Annotated in this window: 17 protein-coding genes; 10 read left to right on the forward strand and 7 right to left on the reverse strand. The window is 57.0% G+C overall.

Annotated features, from left to right (window positions below; translation table 11 throughout):
* The first annotated feature begins 21 nt into the window (after positions 1–21).
* The 4 genes from ASD54_RS24015 (at position 22) to ASD54_RS24030 (ending at position 2,622) form a co-directional block, all read left to right on the forward strand.
* Positions 22–744, forward strand: a complete 723-nt coding sequence (locus tag ASD54_RS24015) for an AraC family transcriptional regulator (RefSeq protein ID WP_062557110.1) — start codon at positions 22–24, stop codon at positions 742–744.
* Positions 745–930: 186 nt separating this feature from the next.
* Entirely contained in the window at positions 931–1,554 is a 624-nt protein-coding gene (locus ASD54_RS24020) for a hypothetical protein (RefSeq protein ID WP_062557111.1), read from the forward strand.
* 38 nt (positions 1,555–1,592) lie between these two features.
* Entirely contained in the window at positions 1,593–1,835 is a 243-nt protein-coding gene (locus ASD54_RS24025; protein ID WP_062557112.1) for a hypothetical protein, read from the forward strand.
* 124 nt (positions 1,836–1,959) lie between these two features.
* Entirely contained in the window at positions 1,960–2,622 is a 663-nt protein-coding gene (locus tag ASD54_RS24030) for a hypothetical protein (protein WP_062557113.1), read from the forward strand.
* Between the two features lie 13 nt (positions 2,623–2,635).
* On the opposite strand, the gene ASD54_RS24035 is transcribed toward ASD54_RS24030, so the two are convergent.
* The 7 genes from ASD54_RS24035 to ASD54_RS24065 form a co-directional block, all read right to left on the reverse strand.
* Positions 2,636–3,475 carry a MurR/RpiR family transcriptional regulator gene (locus ASD54_RS24035; RefSeq protein WP_062557114.1) on the reverse strand — a complete coding sequence of 280 codons (840 nt, stop codon included), beginning with the start codon at positions 3,473–3,475 and terminating at the stop codon, positions 2,636–2,638.
* A 59-nt stretch (positions 3,476–3,534) separates the two neighbouring features.
* Positions 3,535–4,212: an aspartate/glutamate racemase family protein gene (locus ASD54_RS24040; protein ID WP_062557115.1), complete on the reverse strand. Its 678-nt coding sequence runs from the start codon at positions 4,210–4,212 to the stop codon at positions 3,535–3,537.
* 12 nt (positions 4,213–4,224) lie between these two features.
* Positions 4,225–5,187, reverse strand: a complete 963-nt coding sequence (locus ASD54_RS24045; RefSeq protein WP_062557116.1) for an ABC transporter ATP-binding protein — start codon at positions 5,185–5,187, stop codon at positions 4,225–4,227.
* A gap of 4 nt (positions 5,188–5,191) precedes the next feature.
* Positions 5,192–6,253, reverse strand: a complete 1,062-nt coding sequence (locus tag ASD54_RS24050) for an ABC transporter ATP-binding protein (protein WP_062557117.1) — start codon at positions 6,251–6,253, stop codon at positions 5,192–5,194.
* Positions 6,250–7,143, reverse strand: coding sequence for an ABC transporter permease (locus ASD54_RS24055; RefSeq protein WP_062557118.1), 894 nt, complete (start codon positions 7,141–7,143; stop codon positions 6,250–6,252). The genes ASD54_RS24050 and ASD54_RS24055 overlap by 4 nt, the downstream gene beginning before the upstream one ends.
* Positions 7,144–7,145: 2 nt before the next feature.
* Positions 7,146–8,099 carry an ABC transporter permease gene (locus ASD54_RS24060; RefSeq protein WP_062557119.1) on the reverse strand — a complete coding sequence of 318 codons (954 nt, stop codon included), beginning with the start codon at positions 8,097–8,099 and terminating at the stop codon, positions 7,146–7,148.
* Positions 8,100–8,202: 103 nt separating this feature from the next.
* Complete coding sequence (locus tag ASD54_RS24065; RefSeq protein ID WP_062557193.1) at positions 8,203–9,762, reverse strand: ABC transporter substrate-binding protein; 1,560 nt, start codon at positions 9,760–9,762, stop codon at positions 8,203–8,205.
* Positions 9,763–10,205: 443 nt separating this feature from the next.
* Here ASD54_RS24065 and ASD54_RS24070 point away from each other — a divergent pair, with 443 nt between their 5' ends.
* From ASD54_RS24070 to ugpC, 6 genes are read left to right on the forward strand one after another with little or no spacing between them, the layout of a single operon-like run.
* On the forward strand, positions 10,206–11,090 hold the full coding sequence (locus tag ASD54_RS24070; protein ID WP_062557120.1) for a dihydrodipicolinate synthase family protein: 885 nt from the start codon (positions 10,206–10,208) through the stop codon (positions 11,088–11,090).
* 26 nt (positions 11,091–11,116) lie between these two features.
* On the forward strand, positions 11,117–11,776 hold the full coding sequence (locus tag ASD54_RS24075; RefSeq protein WP_062557121.1) for a GntR family transcriptional regulator: 660 nt from the start codon (positions 11,117–11,119) through the stop codon (positions 11,774–11,776).
* 54 nt (positions 11,777–11,830) lie between these two features.
* Positions 11,831–13,162, forward strand: coding sequence for a sugar ABC transporter substrate-binding protein (locus ASD54_RS24080; protein WP_062557122.1), 1,332 nt, complete (start codon positions 11,831–11,833; stop codon positions 13,160–13,162).
* Entirely contained in the window at positions 13,162–14,097 is a 936-nt protein-coding gene (locus ASD54_RS24085; protein WP_062557123.1) for a sugar ABC transporter permease, read from the forward strand. The genes ASD54_RS24080 and ASD54_RS24085 overlap by 1 nt, the downstream gene beginning before the upstream one ends.
* A gap of 14 nt (positions 14,098–14,111) precedes the next feature.
* Entirely contained in the window at positions 14,112–14,933 is an 822-nt protein-coding gene (locus tag ASD54_RS24090; RefSeq protein WP_183898045.1) for a carbohydrate ABC transporter permease, read from the forward strand.
* Between the two features lie 43 nt (positions 14,934–14,976).
* A complete protein-coding gene (gene ugpC / locus ASD54_RS24095) occupies positions 14,977–16,032 on the forward strand; it encodes a sn-glycerol-3-phosphate ABC transporter ATP-binding protein UgpC (RefSeq protein ID WP_062557125.1) in 1,056 nt (351 codons plus the stop codon).
* Positions 16,033–16,034: the final 2 nt, after the last annotated feature.

A 16,034-nucleotide genomic window follows, 5' to 3' on the forward strand; every position in this document is an offset into this window, starting at 1 on the left:
AAACAGCAATTTGGTAGTAACATGCACTCAATCTATTTCACTCACAAAATTACCGGAACCTCCATCGCGCTCGAAATTCATTCGACCGACCAGAATCTCATGGGGATCATCATCACTGCAATCCAGTCGTTGAATGGCTTGCAGCTATACCACGGAGAACCGCAGAACCAGGCAAGGTCCTGGGGTTTTGCTATCTTCGACTGCAGACACGAATTCCCCACGAAGGTTTCGTCGAATGTCCATAATCTAGCTCTCGTACCCCCCGCGCTGGCCAATCGTGAAACAACCTATGCGTCCGGATTTACCGACTTCATCGCATGGCCCCTAACGCCGGCCGAACTAAGCGTTCGGATTCTCGGTCGTTGCGGGATCTGGTCTCATGAAGGAGGATATCACCGCTTCTCGCCCATCCCACTTGTAGAACGCATCTGTAACTTCATGAGCGAGGATCCGCAGCGGACTGTATCTGTCCGGTCGCTAGCCAGAAATTTCCATAGCAACCACAACACCATAAACCGCCTTTTCAAGCAGGAGTTCGGACTTCCGCCTCTCGCCTGGCAACGGAAACTCAGATTGGAAGGTGCAGCCTACCGTCTGATGCGAAGCATGGATTCGATCACCGAAATCGCAGCCGAATTTGGCTATCCATCGCCGAACAACTTCGCGACGGCGTTCAAGCGTCATTTCGGCAAATCACCCCTTCAATACCGAAGAGATGAAGCACGCAAACGTCAGGATGACTGACGAAGAAGAAACCGTCAGAGAAGACCTCTAACTTCTCTTTCAGGTTGCATATCCAAATAAAAAACCTTTAGGTTGATTCATAATGATTGATCTAAAGGAATGCAGCCACCAACGGGGAGGAGCTCATGACGAGACGCCGGGGAATCTCCCCATACCGCCAACATAAGTCTTGATAAGGATATTACCATGCCAAATTATACTCTCAATATTGCATTCGATCAGGCAGGTCTGCAGGCTCTGAGCCAGGCAGGGCAGAGCGTTACGATTGCAAAGCAGTCAGCTGGTGGCCTCCAGACCGCATGGATCACTTTCCAGCCTCAGCTCAACAACGTGGTCAGCTGGACGGAGCAGTATTCGGTCTACGCATCGACGACCAATGCCCAAGCTGGTGCCCAGATCATCACCAGCTCGCAGGCAACAGCGATTGCCGGTAGCAGCTATAACCTCAACACGGCTGGATATTTCGATGCGGGTGTCCCCGGATCTGTCGGTACTACGCAGTATGAGATCAACAACGGCGATCCGAACCTCAAGATCAACAACGTGGCGATGGTGACCGGCGGTCTCGTACAGGGTGCGACGGTCAACGGCGCGGCGCTTTCCGCTCCGATTTGCGCTGTTGGCATCCTTTTCAATCAGCAGGCGATCTTCACGCCGATCGAGACGATTCAGATCTATACGTCCAGCTATTCGAACAACGGTATCGTCATCTCGCAGGTTGCTGGCAACGCACTGACGGTAACCTATACCACCAACTCCACTGCGAGCGTCGCTTATAACGACCAGAACAATCAGTTCATCATGAGCTGAGGCGGCAATCGAAGCATCAATGGATTGAGGTATCGGTCATGCTATCGGTCATAACAGTGCCGCGCAGGCAGTCTGCCTTTCTGAGGGAAGGGCAGGTTCGGGGACCACTCCAGGTGACGGGCGTCATGACGCCCTACACCATCGCGATTGGCGAAGGAGAGCCTGAGCCGCACGTCATCCCGTTGGGCGAGATCCATACCTATAACGTCGGTGGCCGGAGCGTTAAAGTGTCAAATACGACACCCGCGCCCGGTCCCGATAACCTGACCCTGTCCTGGTAAAGCGTCTTTCTGACGCTTTAGAGCTTCCTGCTCGGAAAACCTGGCATTTCGGGCAGAGGGTTTACAGGGCTGGTGGCCGATCTCTCGGGGGAGGGGTCGGCCACCTCTACCATTAGGAGAACGCGTGACAAACTTCCTGCTGAACATCGCCTTCGATGTCGATGGAATCCAGGCGCTTAGCACAACGGGTGGCTCAGTTGCCATTCTCGTGCCGCAAGCCTCATCCCAATATCAGGTCGTTGCAGTCCTGACTGCACCGCTCATGAACATTCAGGTGACCTGGTCCGATACCCTCACGGTCTACACGTCATCGACGCAGCTTTCGACAAATCAGGTCGTCCCTATCAATTCCTGGGAGAGCGCTGTTCTCGGAAATGCCTATACCTTCAATGGAAGTTTGATCAGTTCCGCCGGAGCTGCAGGCGCGCAAAGTATTGTACAGCTGACGAATGCTTCTGGCAGTACGATCACGACTGGATTGGCGAATACCTTCACAGTGAACAGCCAAACGCAATCACTGGCAATTACCACCGCGATATCGCTTCTCGTTCAAGGTCTGGCGACCTTCTGGCCAACAAACGACATCATGGTCACGGTCATGTCAAATGCCGCAGTCGGAATGGCAGTGCCGACCTATGCGTTTCCCCCATCTTCCGCGACTTGTGACATCAGTCTCGCTGAGGGGGTGACCGTGCAGCCTCCCATCACGTTGAGCTTTTCGGCATCCGATGCAACACAGAGCATCACGTACAGCGATGCCAAAGGTCAATTTGAAGTTTCGAGCTGATGTGGTTTCGATCCTACAGCTCATCGAGCTTTTCGTTTAACGTCTCGATCTGCCGCAGGCGCTTCCTGCCTTCGACGCCGGCCTTTTCAAGACAGCGGGTGATCAGCAGATGGCAGAGCGTCATGACAGCCGTGTGGTTGAAGAGAGGCCCTGGTGCCAGCGTCTGGCACTGAAAATGCCATGTCGGCCCGCTCTCGAACTGGGCACTTTCATCGGTAATATAGAGAAGCTGTGCTTTGGTCTTCCGAATATGCGCGAGAATGTTTTCCCCCTGCGCCACCCTGCGGCGTAACGCGAAGAATACGACCATGTCATCGGGAGCGATACTCACAAGGTGTTCCCCAAGTGTCTGGCCAGGGCCGGGGATGGCAACGATCTCCTCCAGAACTTGCGTCAACTGCCACTGCAGATAGGAGGCGAAGGGAAAGCTGCTGCGAAACCCGAGCACCCATACCTTGCGGGCTGTCATCATCGCCTGGCTCGCAGCCTCGATCTGACTTTCGGAGATGGTGAGGAATGTCGTTTCCAGATTGGAAATGGCTTGCGCAACATGCGCTTCTATCGTTTGCGGTCTCCCCGGTTCCTCAGCCCTGTTCAGAAAAAGCCGCGATCCACTCTGCTTGTCTATCCGGGCATGGCGTCGAGCTTCTTCATAGTTGGCATAGCCCAGCCGCTGGATGAAACGGGTGACCGTCGCCTTGGAGACATGGGCAAGCAATGCCAGTTCCTGAGCAGAATAGCTGGCCAGTTCGCCCGGAAAGTCACAAACGAATTCACCCAGACGTCGTTCGGCAGGGCGCAGTTCAGGTAAGGCCTCCCTTACCCTGAAAAGAAAAGATCGATCTTTTGGCATCCGCGCTCCATACTGCCGTTGCACAGGATCTTCCCGCTCAATTCGAGCGGCCGCAAGGTCTATGTTGGATGTTCTGCGGGAGCGGCGCGTTTCGTGACCTCGGCAACGATAGAGCGGACAGCCGATCCGATAGGGGCGATGACGGGAACGGCCAAAGCTTTCTGGAGCGCGTGGGCGGCCTGTCCCAAAGGGCCCCCGCCTATAATGACGACATCGGCACCGTCCAGTTCAACGCACTCCCTCACAGCCTTCTCCAGCGCTTCAAACAGCCGCTCGGGAGATCCGGCCAGATCCACAGGATCGCCCGGTGTCAGCCGGGTTCCGGTGTAGCGATTGGCGACACCCAAGGCATCCGCCTTTGCCGCAAAACTTGGAACCAGTTCCGGCGTTACCGTGGCAATTCCAAAGCGCCTTTTTCCAATGGTGGCTTCCATCATGCTCGCTTCGCAAATGCCAACGACCGGAATGCTGCATCCGGCTCTCAGTTTCTCCAGTCCCGGATCTCCGAAGGCGCTAATGATGAGGCCTTTGCTTTTCGCTGATGCCAGAAGCCCGATCGAGATTGTCTCTTCGGCAGCATCCTCAAGTTGGGACGCATTCAGGATCATGGCAACGCCGTGGCGAGCGGTCCTTCCTTCGACACTGAAATCCGGCGGAAGCTCTTTGCGCGCGATTTCCGTCATCATCGCCGTGGTATCCTGCGATGTATTCGGATTGATCAAGGTGATTTGGGGCATGGCGAGGATCGTCTAGGCGTATCTTACGCAGGCGACACTTGCCGTACCGTCGATCGCTGTCAAGCGAGGCACATCGGTGAGGCACTGTGCGGCGGCCTCTGCACAACGTGGCGCAAATGCACAGCCCGGCGGCAGGGCTGCGAGGTCCGGAGGCGCGCCGGGGATGGTGATCAGCCGGTCGCGTCCGTGTGCGAGCTCGACGCGCGCGCCCAGCAAACCTCTCGTATAGGGATGCTTCGGATTCTGGATGACGTCGGCCACCTTGCCTTCTTCCACGATCCGCCCGGCATACATGACTGCGATCCGGTCAGCGACCTCCGCGGCAACACCGATATCGTGCGTTACGAAAATGACAGATAGCCCGTATTCCTTTTGTAGCTCGCGGATCAGCAGCAAAATCTGGATCTGGACAGTCGCATCGAGCGCCGTCGTCGGTTCATCTGCAAGCAGAACCTTCGGATTGCAGGCAATCGCCATGGCGATCATCGAGCGTTGCAGCATGCCGCCTGACATTTCATGCGGGTAGTTCATAAGTCTTCGCTCGGGGGAGGGGATACGGACTTTTTCGAAAAGCCCAAGAGCCCGCGAAGCTGCCTCTCGTCGGGAGACGCCTTCGTGGCGCATGATCGCTTCCTCAATCTGTTGACCGAGAGTGTAGACCGGATCGAGCGCAAGGCGCGGCTCCTGAAACACCATGGAAACGGTCGCACCGCGATAGTCTGCGAGTTCGCGCGCAGAAAGTTCTGTCACGTCCTTGCCTGCCACGCGCATGGACCCCTCTATGCTGGTTCCCTTCGGATGGAGCCGGAGAAGCGATCTCATGGTCACGCTCTTGCCCGATCCAGACTCTCCCAGAAGTGCAACAACCTCGCCACTGTTTACCGAAAGGCTGACACCGTTGACGGCCTTGACCGGCTTTCGTCCGCGGTTGAATGTCACGGAGAGGTTACGGATATCGATCATTGGATCGGTCATCAGGTCATGCCTCCATTTGTACCGGTGCGCCGCTATGGCCTGAATTCGGCATGGCCATCAGGCAGGCTGCGGATTGTGCGCCAGAGATGCGGGCGAGGGGCGGAAGGGTCTGGCGACAGACATCTTCCGCGAAGGAGCAGCGTGTATGAAAGCGGCAGCCCGCAGGCGGATCGATAGGGTTCGGCGGATCTCCGGAAAGAGGCGGTTCGAGCGTCCTCTCACCGGGGTCCATTTTCGGCATCGAGGCCAGCAGGGCGGACGAGTAAGGATGGCGAGTCCGTTCGAAGATGGCATCGCGTTCGCCGATCTCCGCCACCTTTCCCAGATACATCACCATCACTCGCTCACACATGAAGCGGACGACGTTAAGGTCATGGGAGATGAAGAGATAGGTCAGGCCAAAATCGCGCTTGAGGTCCAGCAGCAGATTGAGAACCTGTGCCTCCACGCTCTTGTCCAGAGCCGAGACTGCTTCGTCGAGAATGACCAGACGCGGTTCCAGTGCCAGAGCGCGGGCAATATTCACGCGTTGGCGTTGACCGCCAGACAATTCGTGCGGATAGCGTCCGGCGAACCGAACCGGCTCAAGTCCTACCCGGTGCAGCAGATCGTGAGCCCTTGCTATGGCTTTGGCGGCCGGAACGCCATGAACGCGGGGCGCGAACGCGATGGATTCCTCGATCGTCAGGCGTGGGTTGAGGGAGGCATAGCTGTCCTGAAACACCATTTGCACCTGACGCCGGTATTCCGAGAGCGGTAGCGTCTCGCCAACCGTCTCACCATCGAACAGGATTTCTCCGCGATCCGGCGTGATGAGCTGCATCAGCAGGCGGGCGGTGGTTGACTTCCCGCAGCCGCTCTCACCCACAACACCCAGCGTTTCGCCTTTCAGGATGTCAAAATTCACGCCATCCACTGCGTGGACGACTTTTTTCGGCTTCAGGAAGCCGCTGCCCTTGACCGGAAAATGCTTCAGCAGGCCCCTTACGGAAATGAGAGGCTGAGCCGGACCGCCCCTCTCGCCCACGGGAAGGAGATGTGTGGGTTCTCCGACAAGGTTGATCATGATTTCACATCCATGGCTGTACGAAGCCCGTCGGAGAAAAGGTTGAAGCAAATGGAGGTGATGAAAATCATCACGCCGGGAAGCGCTGCCACAAACGGATTGCTGTAGATGGCGGTGCGAAGCGTGTTGAGCATCAAACCCCATTCCGCATCGGGCGGTCTTACGCCCAGGCCCAGAAAGGAGAGGCCCGATGCGAGGATCATCGAGACGGAAATCAGGCTGGTCGCGAAAACGAAGATCGGCCCAAGTACGTTACCCAGAACATGAACGCGAATGATCGTTGCTGCGGAAGCTCCCGATGCGCGGGCGGCATCCACGTAGTCGAGCTTGCGCACCTGGGTGGTGACGCTTTCTGCAACGCGGGCAATCTGGGGGATAAAGACGACAGTCAGCGAAACGAGCGCATTGGTCAGACCCGATCCCAGCGCGCCCGACAATGCCACCGCGAGAAGGACGGATGGAAAGGCGTAGAATACGTCAATCGTTCGCATGATAAGCGTGTTGACGATGCCGCCAGCATAGCCGGCGATGATGCCAATGGTGGAGCCGATGATGAAAGCGATCGGCACCGGGATCACGCCCATGATCAAGGACAGGCGAGCGCCGTGGATCAGGCGGGAGAGCATATCTCGGCCCAACTCATCGGTGCCGAGAGGATATCCGGGCGTTCCAATCGGTTTCAGGCGGCGGATTACGCTGCCCTTTGATGGATCGTATGGTGCGATGTAAGGCGCGAAAATCGCGATAAGAACCAGAATGACAATGATTGCCAGAGCAATCATGGCCACCGGATCGCGGGCGAGCCGACGCAGAACATTGCTCCAGAAGCCAGGGGATTTTGCGACGGGGACGAGAACAGGCGCGCCGATTTCTGCAGTGACTGCGCTCATGGTCAGCTCCTCTGGATACGGGGGTCGATGGCGCTCTGGAGCACGTCGACGGCAAGGTTCAGCAGCACGAAGAACATCGCGAGTACGAGGATCGTGCCCTGCAGTATCGGCAGGTCACGGGTGAAAATGGCGCCGTTCAAAAGAAATCCGGTGCCAGGCCAGGAGAAGACCGTTTCGATGAGGATCGACCCGCCGAGAAGATATCCAAGTTGCAGGCCCATGACCGAAAGCGCCGTTGGGGCGACATTGCGAATGACGTGACGCATGATCTGCCTGCTCATCAGCCCCTTGGCCGCGAGCGCCTGCGTGAAATCCTGCGAAAGAATGTCTGCAACGAGCGAACGGATAGTGCGGGCGATGATGCCCATCGGGATGACTGACATGGTGACGGCAGGCAGGATCAAAAACTGGAGATAGGCCCAGCTGAACCCGCGTCCCGTGGACCCTTCCGGACCGCCGCCCATGGCCGGCAGCCAGCCTAGCGTGACCGAGAATGCGATGACGAGAACCATGCCCAACCAGTAATGAGGCACGCTGACGCCAAGCATCGAAACAGCAGAGGCCGCGCGATCTATCCATGTTCCGCGAAAGACGCCTGCCAGAAACCCCAGCACCGAACCGGTGATGAAGCCGATGCAGGCAGCAGCGACAGCCAGGATGATGGAGTTTACCGAGGCATCGAGAATTTCGCCGAGGACTGGACGTCCGCTGGCGATCGATGTGCCAAGGTCACCTTTCAGTGCATGCCATGCCCAGAGCAGATATTGAACCGGAAGTGGCTGATCAAGACCGTAGAAGCTGCGCATTTGCGCCTGCATCTCTGCGGAAGCATCCGACGGAAGGATCGCCGCGAGGGGATCTCCCGGCGCGATGTGGATCAGCATGAAGCAAACAATGCTGACGCCAATCGTGACCGGGATGACATGCAAAATTCGTTTGAGCGCATAAAGCAGCATAAGGGTCTCACTCGATCGGTTGAATTGGCACAAACAAGTCGGGCGCGCCGGGCGGCTGATGCGGAACGCCGGAATCGTAAAGACCGGCGCGCCCGTGTGTCACTCAATCCATCGAGATGGTCGAGAAGTCCTGGAACCAGTTCTGCGCCTGGACGAAGCCCTTGACCTTGCCCGTCATGGCGCGTGGGGCAACGTCATGCGTCACCATGAGGAAGAGAGCGTCGTTGACATATTTCTCATGGATCTGCTGCATCACCTTGTCCTGTTCCGCCGCATCGAAGGTGTTGCGCACCTTGTCGAACAGGGCATCCATATCCTTGTCGCAATAATAGCCCCAGTTTGTGCCCGCTGGCGGTGCCAGATTGCACTGCGATTGGCGGATCATGGCAGTGAAGGGATCCTGGATGAAATAGCTGTAGTTGACGGCGGTCGCGCCCTTGGCGCTCGCATCCTTGGCCCCTGCGCGCCACACATTGATGACCGTGTTCCAGTCCATGACTTCGTATTCGACGTTGATGCCGATTTCGCCGAGCGTCTGCTGAATATACTCGTTCATTTGCAACGGCAGCATCTGCCCGGAGCCGGATGAAGAGATGACGACCTTGGTCTTGATTGGATTCTCAGGACCGAAGCCGGCCTCCTTCATCAGCTTCTTGGCTTCTTCGATGTTGTAGTCCAGCTTGAAGCTTGGCTTGCCGAACCACTGGTGACCGGGCGGCATGTAGCCCTGTGCTGGAACGGACAGTCCGCCCAACAACTCGTTCAGACCCTGACGGTCAACTGCCAGGTTTGCGGCCTTGCGAACACGGATGTCATTCCATGGTGAGCCTTCGACACGGGAAAGATGCCAGGTCCAGTTGTGCGGATAGGAGTTCGTGACGATCTTGAAACCGGCATCCTTCAGTGACTTGACGGAATCCGGGGCAGGGGCTTCCACCCAATCCACCTGGCCGGAGCGCAGGGCCGCAACGCGCGTATTCGGCTCGGGCAGCGGGATCAGTACGAGCTTGTCCAGCTTCGGCACGCGGGCCTTGTCCCAATAATCCTTGTTGGGCGTGAGTTCGGCCCGTTCGCGTGGAACGAAGCCGCTTTCCATCTTCCAGGGGCCAGTTCCAGAAGGCTTCTGGGCAACATTGTCCCAGTTCTTGCCTTGCGCTTCCCAGTTTGCGGGAGAGGAAATCAGGATCCAGCTCAACTGATAGGGGAGCGTCGCATCCGGAGATTTGGTGGTGATCTCGACAGACAGGGGATCGATGACCTTATACGATGCGACAGCGGGAATACGAGACTTGCCCTGCGCAGACTGACGCTTGTCGAACTGCGGCGCATCCTGTTTCAGGAGCTTGTCGAGGTTCCAGACGACTGCCTCGGCCGTGAAGGCGCTGCCATCATGAAATTTCACACCATCCCGGAGTTTGAAGAGCCATTTCGTCTTGTCGTTCGCATCGACCTGCCAGGATGTCGAGAGGCTTGGAACGAGGCCCGACGGTTTGTCAGCCTTTGTCAAATCCCATTCGACCAGAGCATTGTAGACCGTGTAGCCCATGAAGCGTTGACCCTCGCCGCCCTGGTCCGTCTGACCGGTCGTGAGGGGGATATCTGACGCCGTCATTCCGATCCGCAACGTGCTGGCAGCATCAGCCTGGACCGTCGTCGCAAACATTGCAAAAGTGGCTGCGCCCAAGATCGTGCTCACCTGCAACAGCTTGGAAAATGCCTGCGAGCCCTCGGGCTTGGATCGTATCTTCGTCATGCCGTTCCCTCTTTTCGTTGTGGATGCCGGACTTCTGCCCAGTCCACAAAAGCAAAGCAGATTTCATGCCAAACGAAATGAAACTGAAATTTCATCGATAAATCAGATTGTTATATGGCGCTCTGGTTTTAAAGCATCCAGGATGAGCTTGGCGATTGCACTCTTTCCATGCGGATTGTTAGCAACTGCACAAACAATCACCTGATAAATTGCGGTCACTCAGCTGGAGCTCCGCCCCCCTTAGGAGGAATAGATACGCGTTTTCGAAAAGATTGTTAAAAGCGTGCAATCGGCTCTTTACGACTAACATGTTACCGTAGTACGGTGATGATGTTAGTTGGAGGAGCACAGAATTGTCCCGCAAGTTTGGCCTGTCGGCCGCCCTGACCACGCCGTTCGATGAGACCGGAAACATTCTTCTGCCGATGCTGACCGAGCATGCTCGCTTCTGTCTCAACCATCACTGCGACAGCGTGACTGTCTTTGGTACGACGGGCGAGGGAAGCTCCATTGGGCATAGCGAACGCGGGAAGGTTCTCTCTGCTCTTCAGGCGTCTGGAATTTCTGGCGCCAATATTGTCGCTGGCGTCCTGGTCGATTCCGTCATCGACGCTGTCGAACAGTCCGCCCAGGCACTTGATCTGGGAGCGCGCAACATTCTGCTGGCGCCGCCATCCTATTTCAAGAACGTATCGGATGATGGTCTGTTCACCTGGTTTTCGGCGGTATTCGCCGGTCTCGGGTCCAAGGCTCGGGATATCATCGTCTACAACATTCCATCAGTCACGATGGTCAAGATCTCCGTCGACCTCGTTGCAAGACTACGCGCAGCGTTTCCCGGTATCGTCACGGGCGTGAAGGATTCCGGTGGCGATTGGGCACACACCGAGCGCCTTTTGAAGGAGCATGGCGATCTTGCCATCATGATCGGTGATGAGCGGCATCTGGCCCAGGGAACCCGTCTGGGCGGACAGGGCGCGATTTCCGGCATGGCCAACCTCTTGGGCGCAGACGTGCGGGCCATGGCGGTGGATGGTCGTGACGATGATCGGGTAACAGGTCTTGTCGAGGTCCTGCTTAACTATCCGGTTACGCCTGCCGTCAAAGTCCTGGTTGCTCACACCAGCGGCAACGGGGTATGGCTGAACGTGCGGCCTCCGCTGATTACGATTGCGGCTCAGGATCGCGACAGGATTTGCAGCGTATTCGATCAGGCTTTCTCCGAAAAGGCTGCCTGATTCAAACCTGCCGAAGAGGGGACGTCATGGACGAGACGAACGAACAGGTGCCACTGCGGGAAAAGGCGTATGAGAGCTTCACACGCCACCTGCTGGCACGTGATGTTCGTCCCGGCCAGTTCATTTCCCAAAGGCAGTTGGTGGAGTTGACCGGGCTGACGCTTGGCGCGATCCGGGAGTTGATCCCTCGGCTCGAAACGGAAGGGCTGATCAAGACTGTTCCTCAACGCGGGCTGCAGATTGCCCATATCGATCTCAGCCTGATCCGGGAGGCCTTTCAGTTTCGCATCTTGCTTGAGAAAGAGGCTGTTGCCCTGTTCACACGCAATGCAAGCGATCAGGAGGTTCATCGTCTTCTGAGCGCGCATCGCGAGATTGCTCAGAAAATCGAGGAAAGCGGTCCGTCACCTGAACTCGAGCAGAGGGCGCAGGCGACCGACTGGGGCATGCATAACGCCTTCATCGACGCCATGGGCAATTCGATAATTTCGAATGCCTATCGGGTCAATGCCATCAAGATGCGGTTGATCAATCAGGAACGCGTCCGCATTGAGGGTCGGGTCGGTCCCGTCATGCGGGAGCATTTGGCTGTTCTCGAAGCTATCGAAAGCCGATCCGTGGATGACGCGGTTCAGCGCCTCGTGGCGCATATCGGAAATGCAAGGGATCGAGCCCTCGCAATCTAGAAGTTTTCATCTGTCGCTCTGAGGAGATGCGACTTTCAAAACGGGAGGATAGAAATGACGACTTCAATCTTGAAGCCAACCCGCCGTGGGTTTCTGGCAGCCAGCGCTGCCTTGGGCGGTGCCGCAATGCTGGGTGGCCGCCCCGCGTCTGCTGCCGTCGACTGGAAAAAGTTTTCGGGCCAGACCATCAACGTCAACCTCGTGAAAAGCCCACGCAGCGAAACGCTCATCAAATATCTCTCCGAGTTCGAGAGCCTGACCGGTATCAAGGTCAATGCCGAGGCAACGCCGGAACAACAACAGCGCCAGAAGACGGTGATCGAACTCAGCACAGGCAAGCCGAGCTTCGATGTTGTGCACCTCAGCTATCACGTACAGAAGCGTCAGTTCGAAAAGGGCAACTGGCTGGCAGACATCAGCGGCTTCCTCAAGGATCCATCGCTGACCGATGCTTCGTTGACGGAAAAGGATTTTGCCGAGGCAGGCCTGCTGTTCGCCAAGGATTCCAAGGGCGTACTCCGCTCGCTGCCCTTCTCGGTGGATTACTGGATCGTCTACTGGAACAAGGAACTCTTCGAGAAGAAGGGTCTTTCCTATCCGACAACGTTCGAAGAACTGGTCAATGCGGCAGAAAAGATCACCGACCCGTCCACCAATACCTATGGTTTCGTCGCACGCGGCCTGAAGAACGCCAACACGCCGGTCTGGACATCCTTCATGCTGGGCTATGGTGCAGCCCCGATCAACGGGCAGGGCAAGGTTGATACGGTTTCGAAGGAAGCAGTTGAGGCTGCCAAGCTCTATCAGCGCCTCATGACCAAGGCAGCACCTCCCGGCGTTTCCGGCTTTAACTGGGCAGAAGCGCAATCGGCTTTCCTGCAGGGCAAGATCGGCATGTGGTTTGATGGTGTTGGCTTTGCGCCGCCGATCGAAGATCCGCAGAAGTCGCGTGTTGTTGGCAAGACCGGCTATGGCGTCATGCCAAAGGGTCCGGCCGCGCAGGCAGCAGGCACCTTCGGCGATGGTCTCGGCGTCGTAGAAGCTTCCACCAAGAAGGAGGCGGCTTACCTGTTCTGCCAGTGGGCAATCTCGCATGACATGGGCGCGCGTCTGTTGCAGGCCGGTGCCGGCGTTCCGTTCCGCCAGTCGATCCTGGCCGATGCCAAGGTCCGCGAAGGCGTGAAGATGCCGGGAGCCTGGCTGGATGCGGTGGCAGGATCTGGCAAGATCTCCAAGCTCGCGCTGCCGGTCGTCATTCCCGTCACCGAGTTCCGCGACATCTACGGTGTTGCTCTCACCAACATGATTGGCGGCGCTGATCCTGCAACTGAACTCAAGAATGCAACAGCGCAGTTCGAGCCGGTTCTGGCGCGAAGCGAGGGATAATGGCATCCGTGAGTATCGAAAACAGCGTTGCTGACGCCAAGCAGAAAAGGAGCAAGCCGTCACGGCTTGCTCCCAACTACTGGCCGTTTGTCCTGCCCGCCCTGCTTGTCGTGTCTGCCGTCATCGTTTTTCCATGGGTCTTTACCCTCTGGATGAGCGTCAATAGCTGGACGCTTGGCCAACCGAGAACATTTATCGGTTTTGCCAATTATGTGCGGTTGGCGCAGGATATGCGCTTCTGGGAATCGCTCTGGCATACCGCGACCTATACGGCGCTCTCGGTCGTGCTGCCGCTCTTCTTCGGAACTTTGGCGGCGCTGATTTTCGATGCCAAGTTTCCGTTCCGTGGGCTTCTTCGCGGTGTCTTCGTCATGCCAATGATGGCGACACCGGTCGCCGTCGCGCTGGTCTGGACGATGATGTTCCACCCGCAGCTTGGCGTTCTGAACTATCTTCTCTCCTTCCTCGGCATCGGACCGCAGGAGTGGATCTACAACCAGTTCACTGTCATCCCCTCGCTGGTGCTCGTCGAGACATGGCAGTGGACACCGCTGGTCATGCTGATTGTTCTGGGTGGTCTCGCCGCCGTGCCGCGTGAGCCTTACGAAAGCGCTGAAATCGATGGCGCAAATGCCTGGCAGAAATTCCGTTATCTGACCATGCCGATGATTGCGCCCTTCCTGATGATTGCCGTCATCATCCGGTCTATCGATGCGATCAAAAGCTTCGACATCATCTATGCGATGACGCAGGGTGGGCCGGGAACGGCATCCGAGACGATCAACATCTATCTCTACAACACCGCCTTTGCCTATTACGATATCGGATACGGTTCAGCCATGGCGGTTGTGTTCTTCTTCATCATCATTGCGCTTTCCTTCGTCCTGCTCATGGTCAGGCAACGCGCAAACTGGTCCGACATGGAGACGAAGTGATGGCAAAGCGCCTTATTCGACGCAAGACGCTGGATAGTTTGGGCCTTCTGTTCGTGGCCTTCATCATGGTGTCGCCGGTCATTCTGTTCTTCCTCTGGATGATTTCGCTTTCTCTGAAATACGAGATCGATAACGGTGCCTATCCGCCGATCCTGTTTCCCGAGAACGTCGCCTGGTCGAACTACCTGAAGGTCTTCGAGGAAAACAATTTCCTTCTCTACTTCTGGAATTCGGTGCTGGTGACCGGAACCGCGACCTTGCTGGCGCTGGTGATCGGCGTTCCCTCCGGCTACGGCATTGCGCGCCTGAAGGCTGAGAAATCTGCCGTCGTCATCATGATTGCCCGCATGACGCCTGGACTTTCCTTCCTCATTCCGCTGTTTCTGCTCTTCCAGTGGACAGGGCTCATCGGCACGCTCTGGCCGCAGATCATCATTCACCTCGTCGTCACGGTGCCGATCGTCGTCTGGATCATGATTGGCTATTTCGAAACGACGCCGATGGAACTGGAAGAGGCAGCCAGCATCGATGGTGCCACCCCGTGGCAGGTCTTCCGGCTGGTGGCACTGCCCATCGCCAAGCCCGGCATCGTGGTGTCCTTCATTCTGGCGCTGATCTTCTCGTGGAACAACTTCGTCTTCGGCATCGTGCTGGCCAACCGTGAAACGCGCACGCTACCGGTTGCGGTCTACAACATGCTGTCCTTTGAACAGGTCAGCTGGGGCCCGCTTGCCGCTGCCGCCCTCATCGTGACGCTGCCGGTGCTGCTGCTGACGATGTTTGCCCAGAAACAGATTGTGGCCGGTCTCACCGCCGGTGCCGTCAAGGGAGGTTGAGGGCTTGCCGCCCTCCCTCAATTCTCAAATTCAGGAAACGCACATGGCAACCGTCAATATTCAGAACATTCAGAAGAACTACGGCGCGGTGAAGGTTATTCACGGCATCGATATCGATATTGCTGATGGAGAATTCGTCGTGCTTGTCGGTCCGTCGGGCTGCGGCAAGTCCACGCTTTTGCGCATGATTGCGGGCCTTGAAGAGGTGAGCGGAGGCGAGATCCATATCGGTTCGCGCGAAGTCTCCAATATGCCGGCGCGTGATCGCGACATCGCCATGGTCTTCCAGAACTACGCGCTTTATCCGCATATGACCGTTGCGGACAACATGGGCTTTGCTCTGAAGCTCAAGAAGGTTCCGGCTGCGGAAATCCAGGCGAAGGTCAAGCGGGCCGCCTCAATCCTGGGGCTCGAAGCCCTGCTGGATCGCTACCCGAAGCAATTGTCCGGCGGCCAGCGCCAGCGCGTTGCCATGGGTCGCGCCATCGTGCGCGATCCGCAGGTCTTCCTGTTCGACGAGCCTCTGTCGAACCTCGATGCGAAGCTTCGCGTGCAGATGCGCGGCGAAATCAAAACCATGCACCAGCGTATCGGTACCACGACGGTTTATGTCACGCATGATCAGGTGGAAGCCATGACCATGGCCGACAAGATCGTTGTTCTGCACGGCGGTTTCATCGAGCAGATCGGCGCACCGCTCGAACTCTATGATCGCCCGGCCAATATCTTTGTTGCAGGCTTCATCGGTTCGCCTGCCATGAACTTGATCGACGGCCGGGTGGAAGAGGGCGTGTTCCGCACCACAAAGGGGCTCATCCTGCCGCTTCCGCAAGCCGTCGCGGAGAAGATGGGTGGCCGGGATCTCGTCTACGGCATTCGTCCCGAACATATCCGGGCATCGACGCAGGGCATCGAAGGCCGCGTGACGCTGGTGGAAGGCACGGGATCGGAAATCTTCACGCGTCTGGATGCCCATGGCGAAGACATGGCGTGTCTTTTCCGCGAACGTTTCGATGTCCGGTTCGGCGATACCGTTTTCATCGAAATTGATCCGTCGAAGGTCCATCTTTTCGATAAGCAGACCGGTCGTCGGATTTAAGG

The sequence above is a fragment of the Rhizobium sp. Root149 genome, from assembly GCF_001427345.1.
GTDB classification, from domain to species: Bacteria; Pseudomonadota; Alphaproteobacteria; order Rhizobiales; family Rhizobiaceae; genus Neorhizobium; species Neorhizobium rhizoryzae.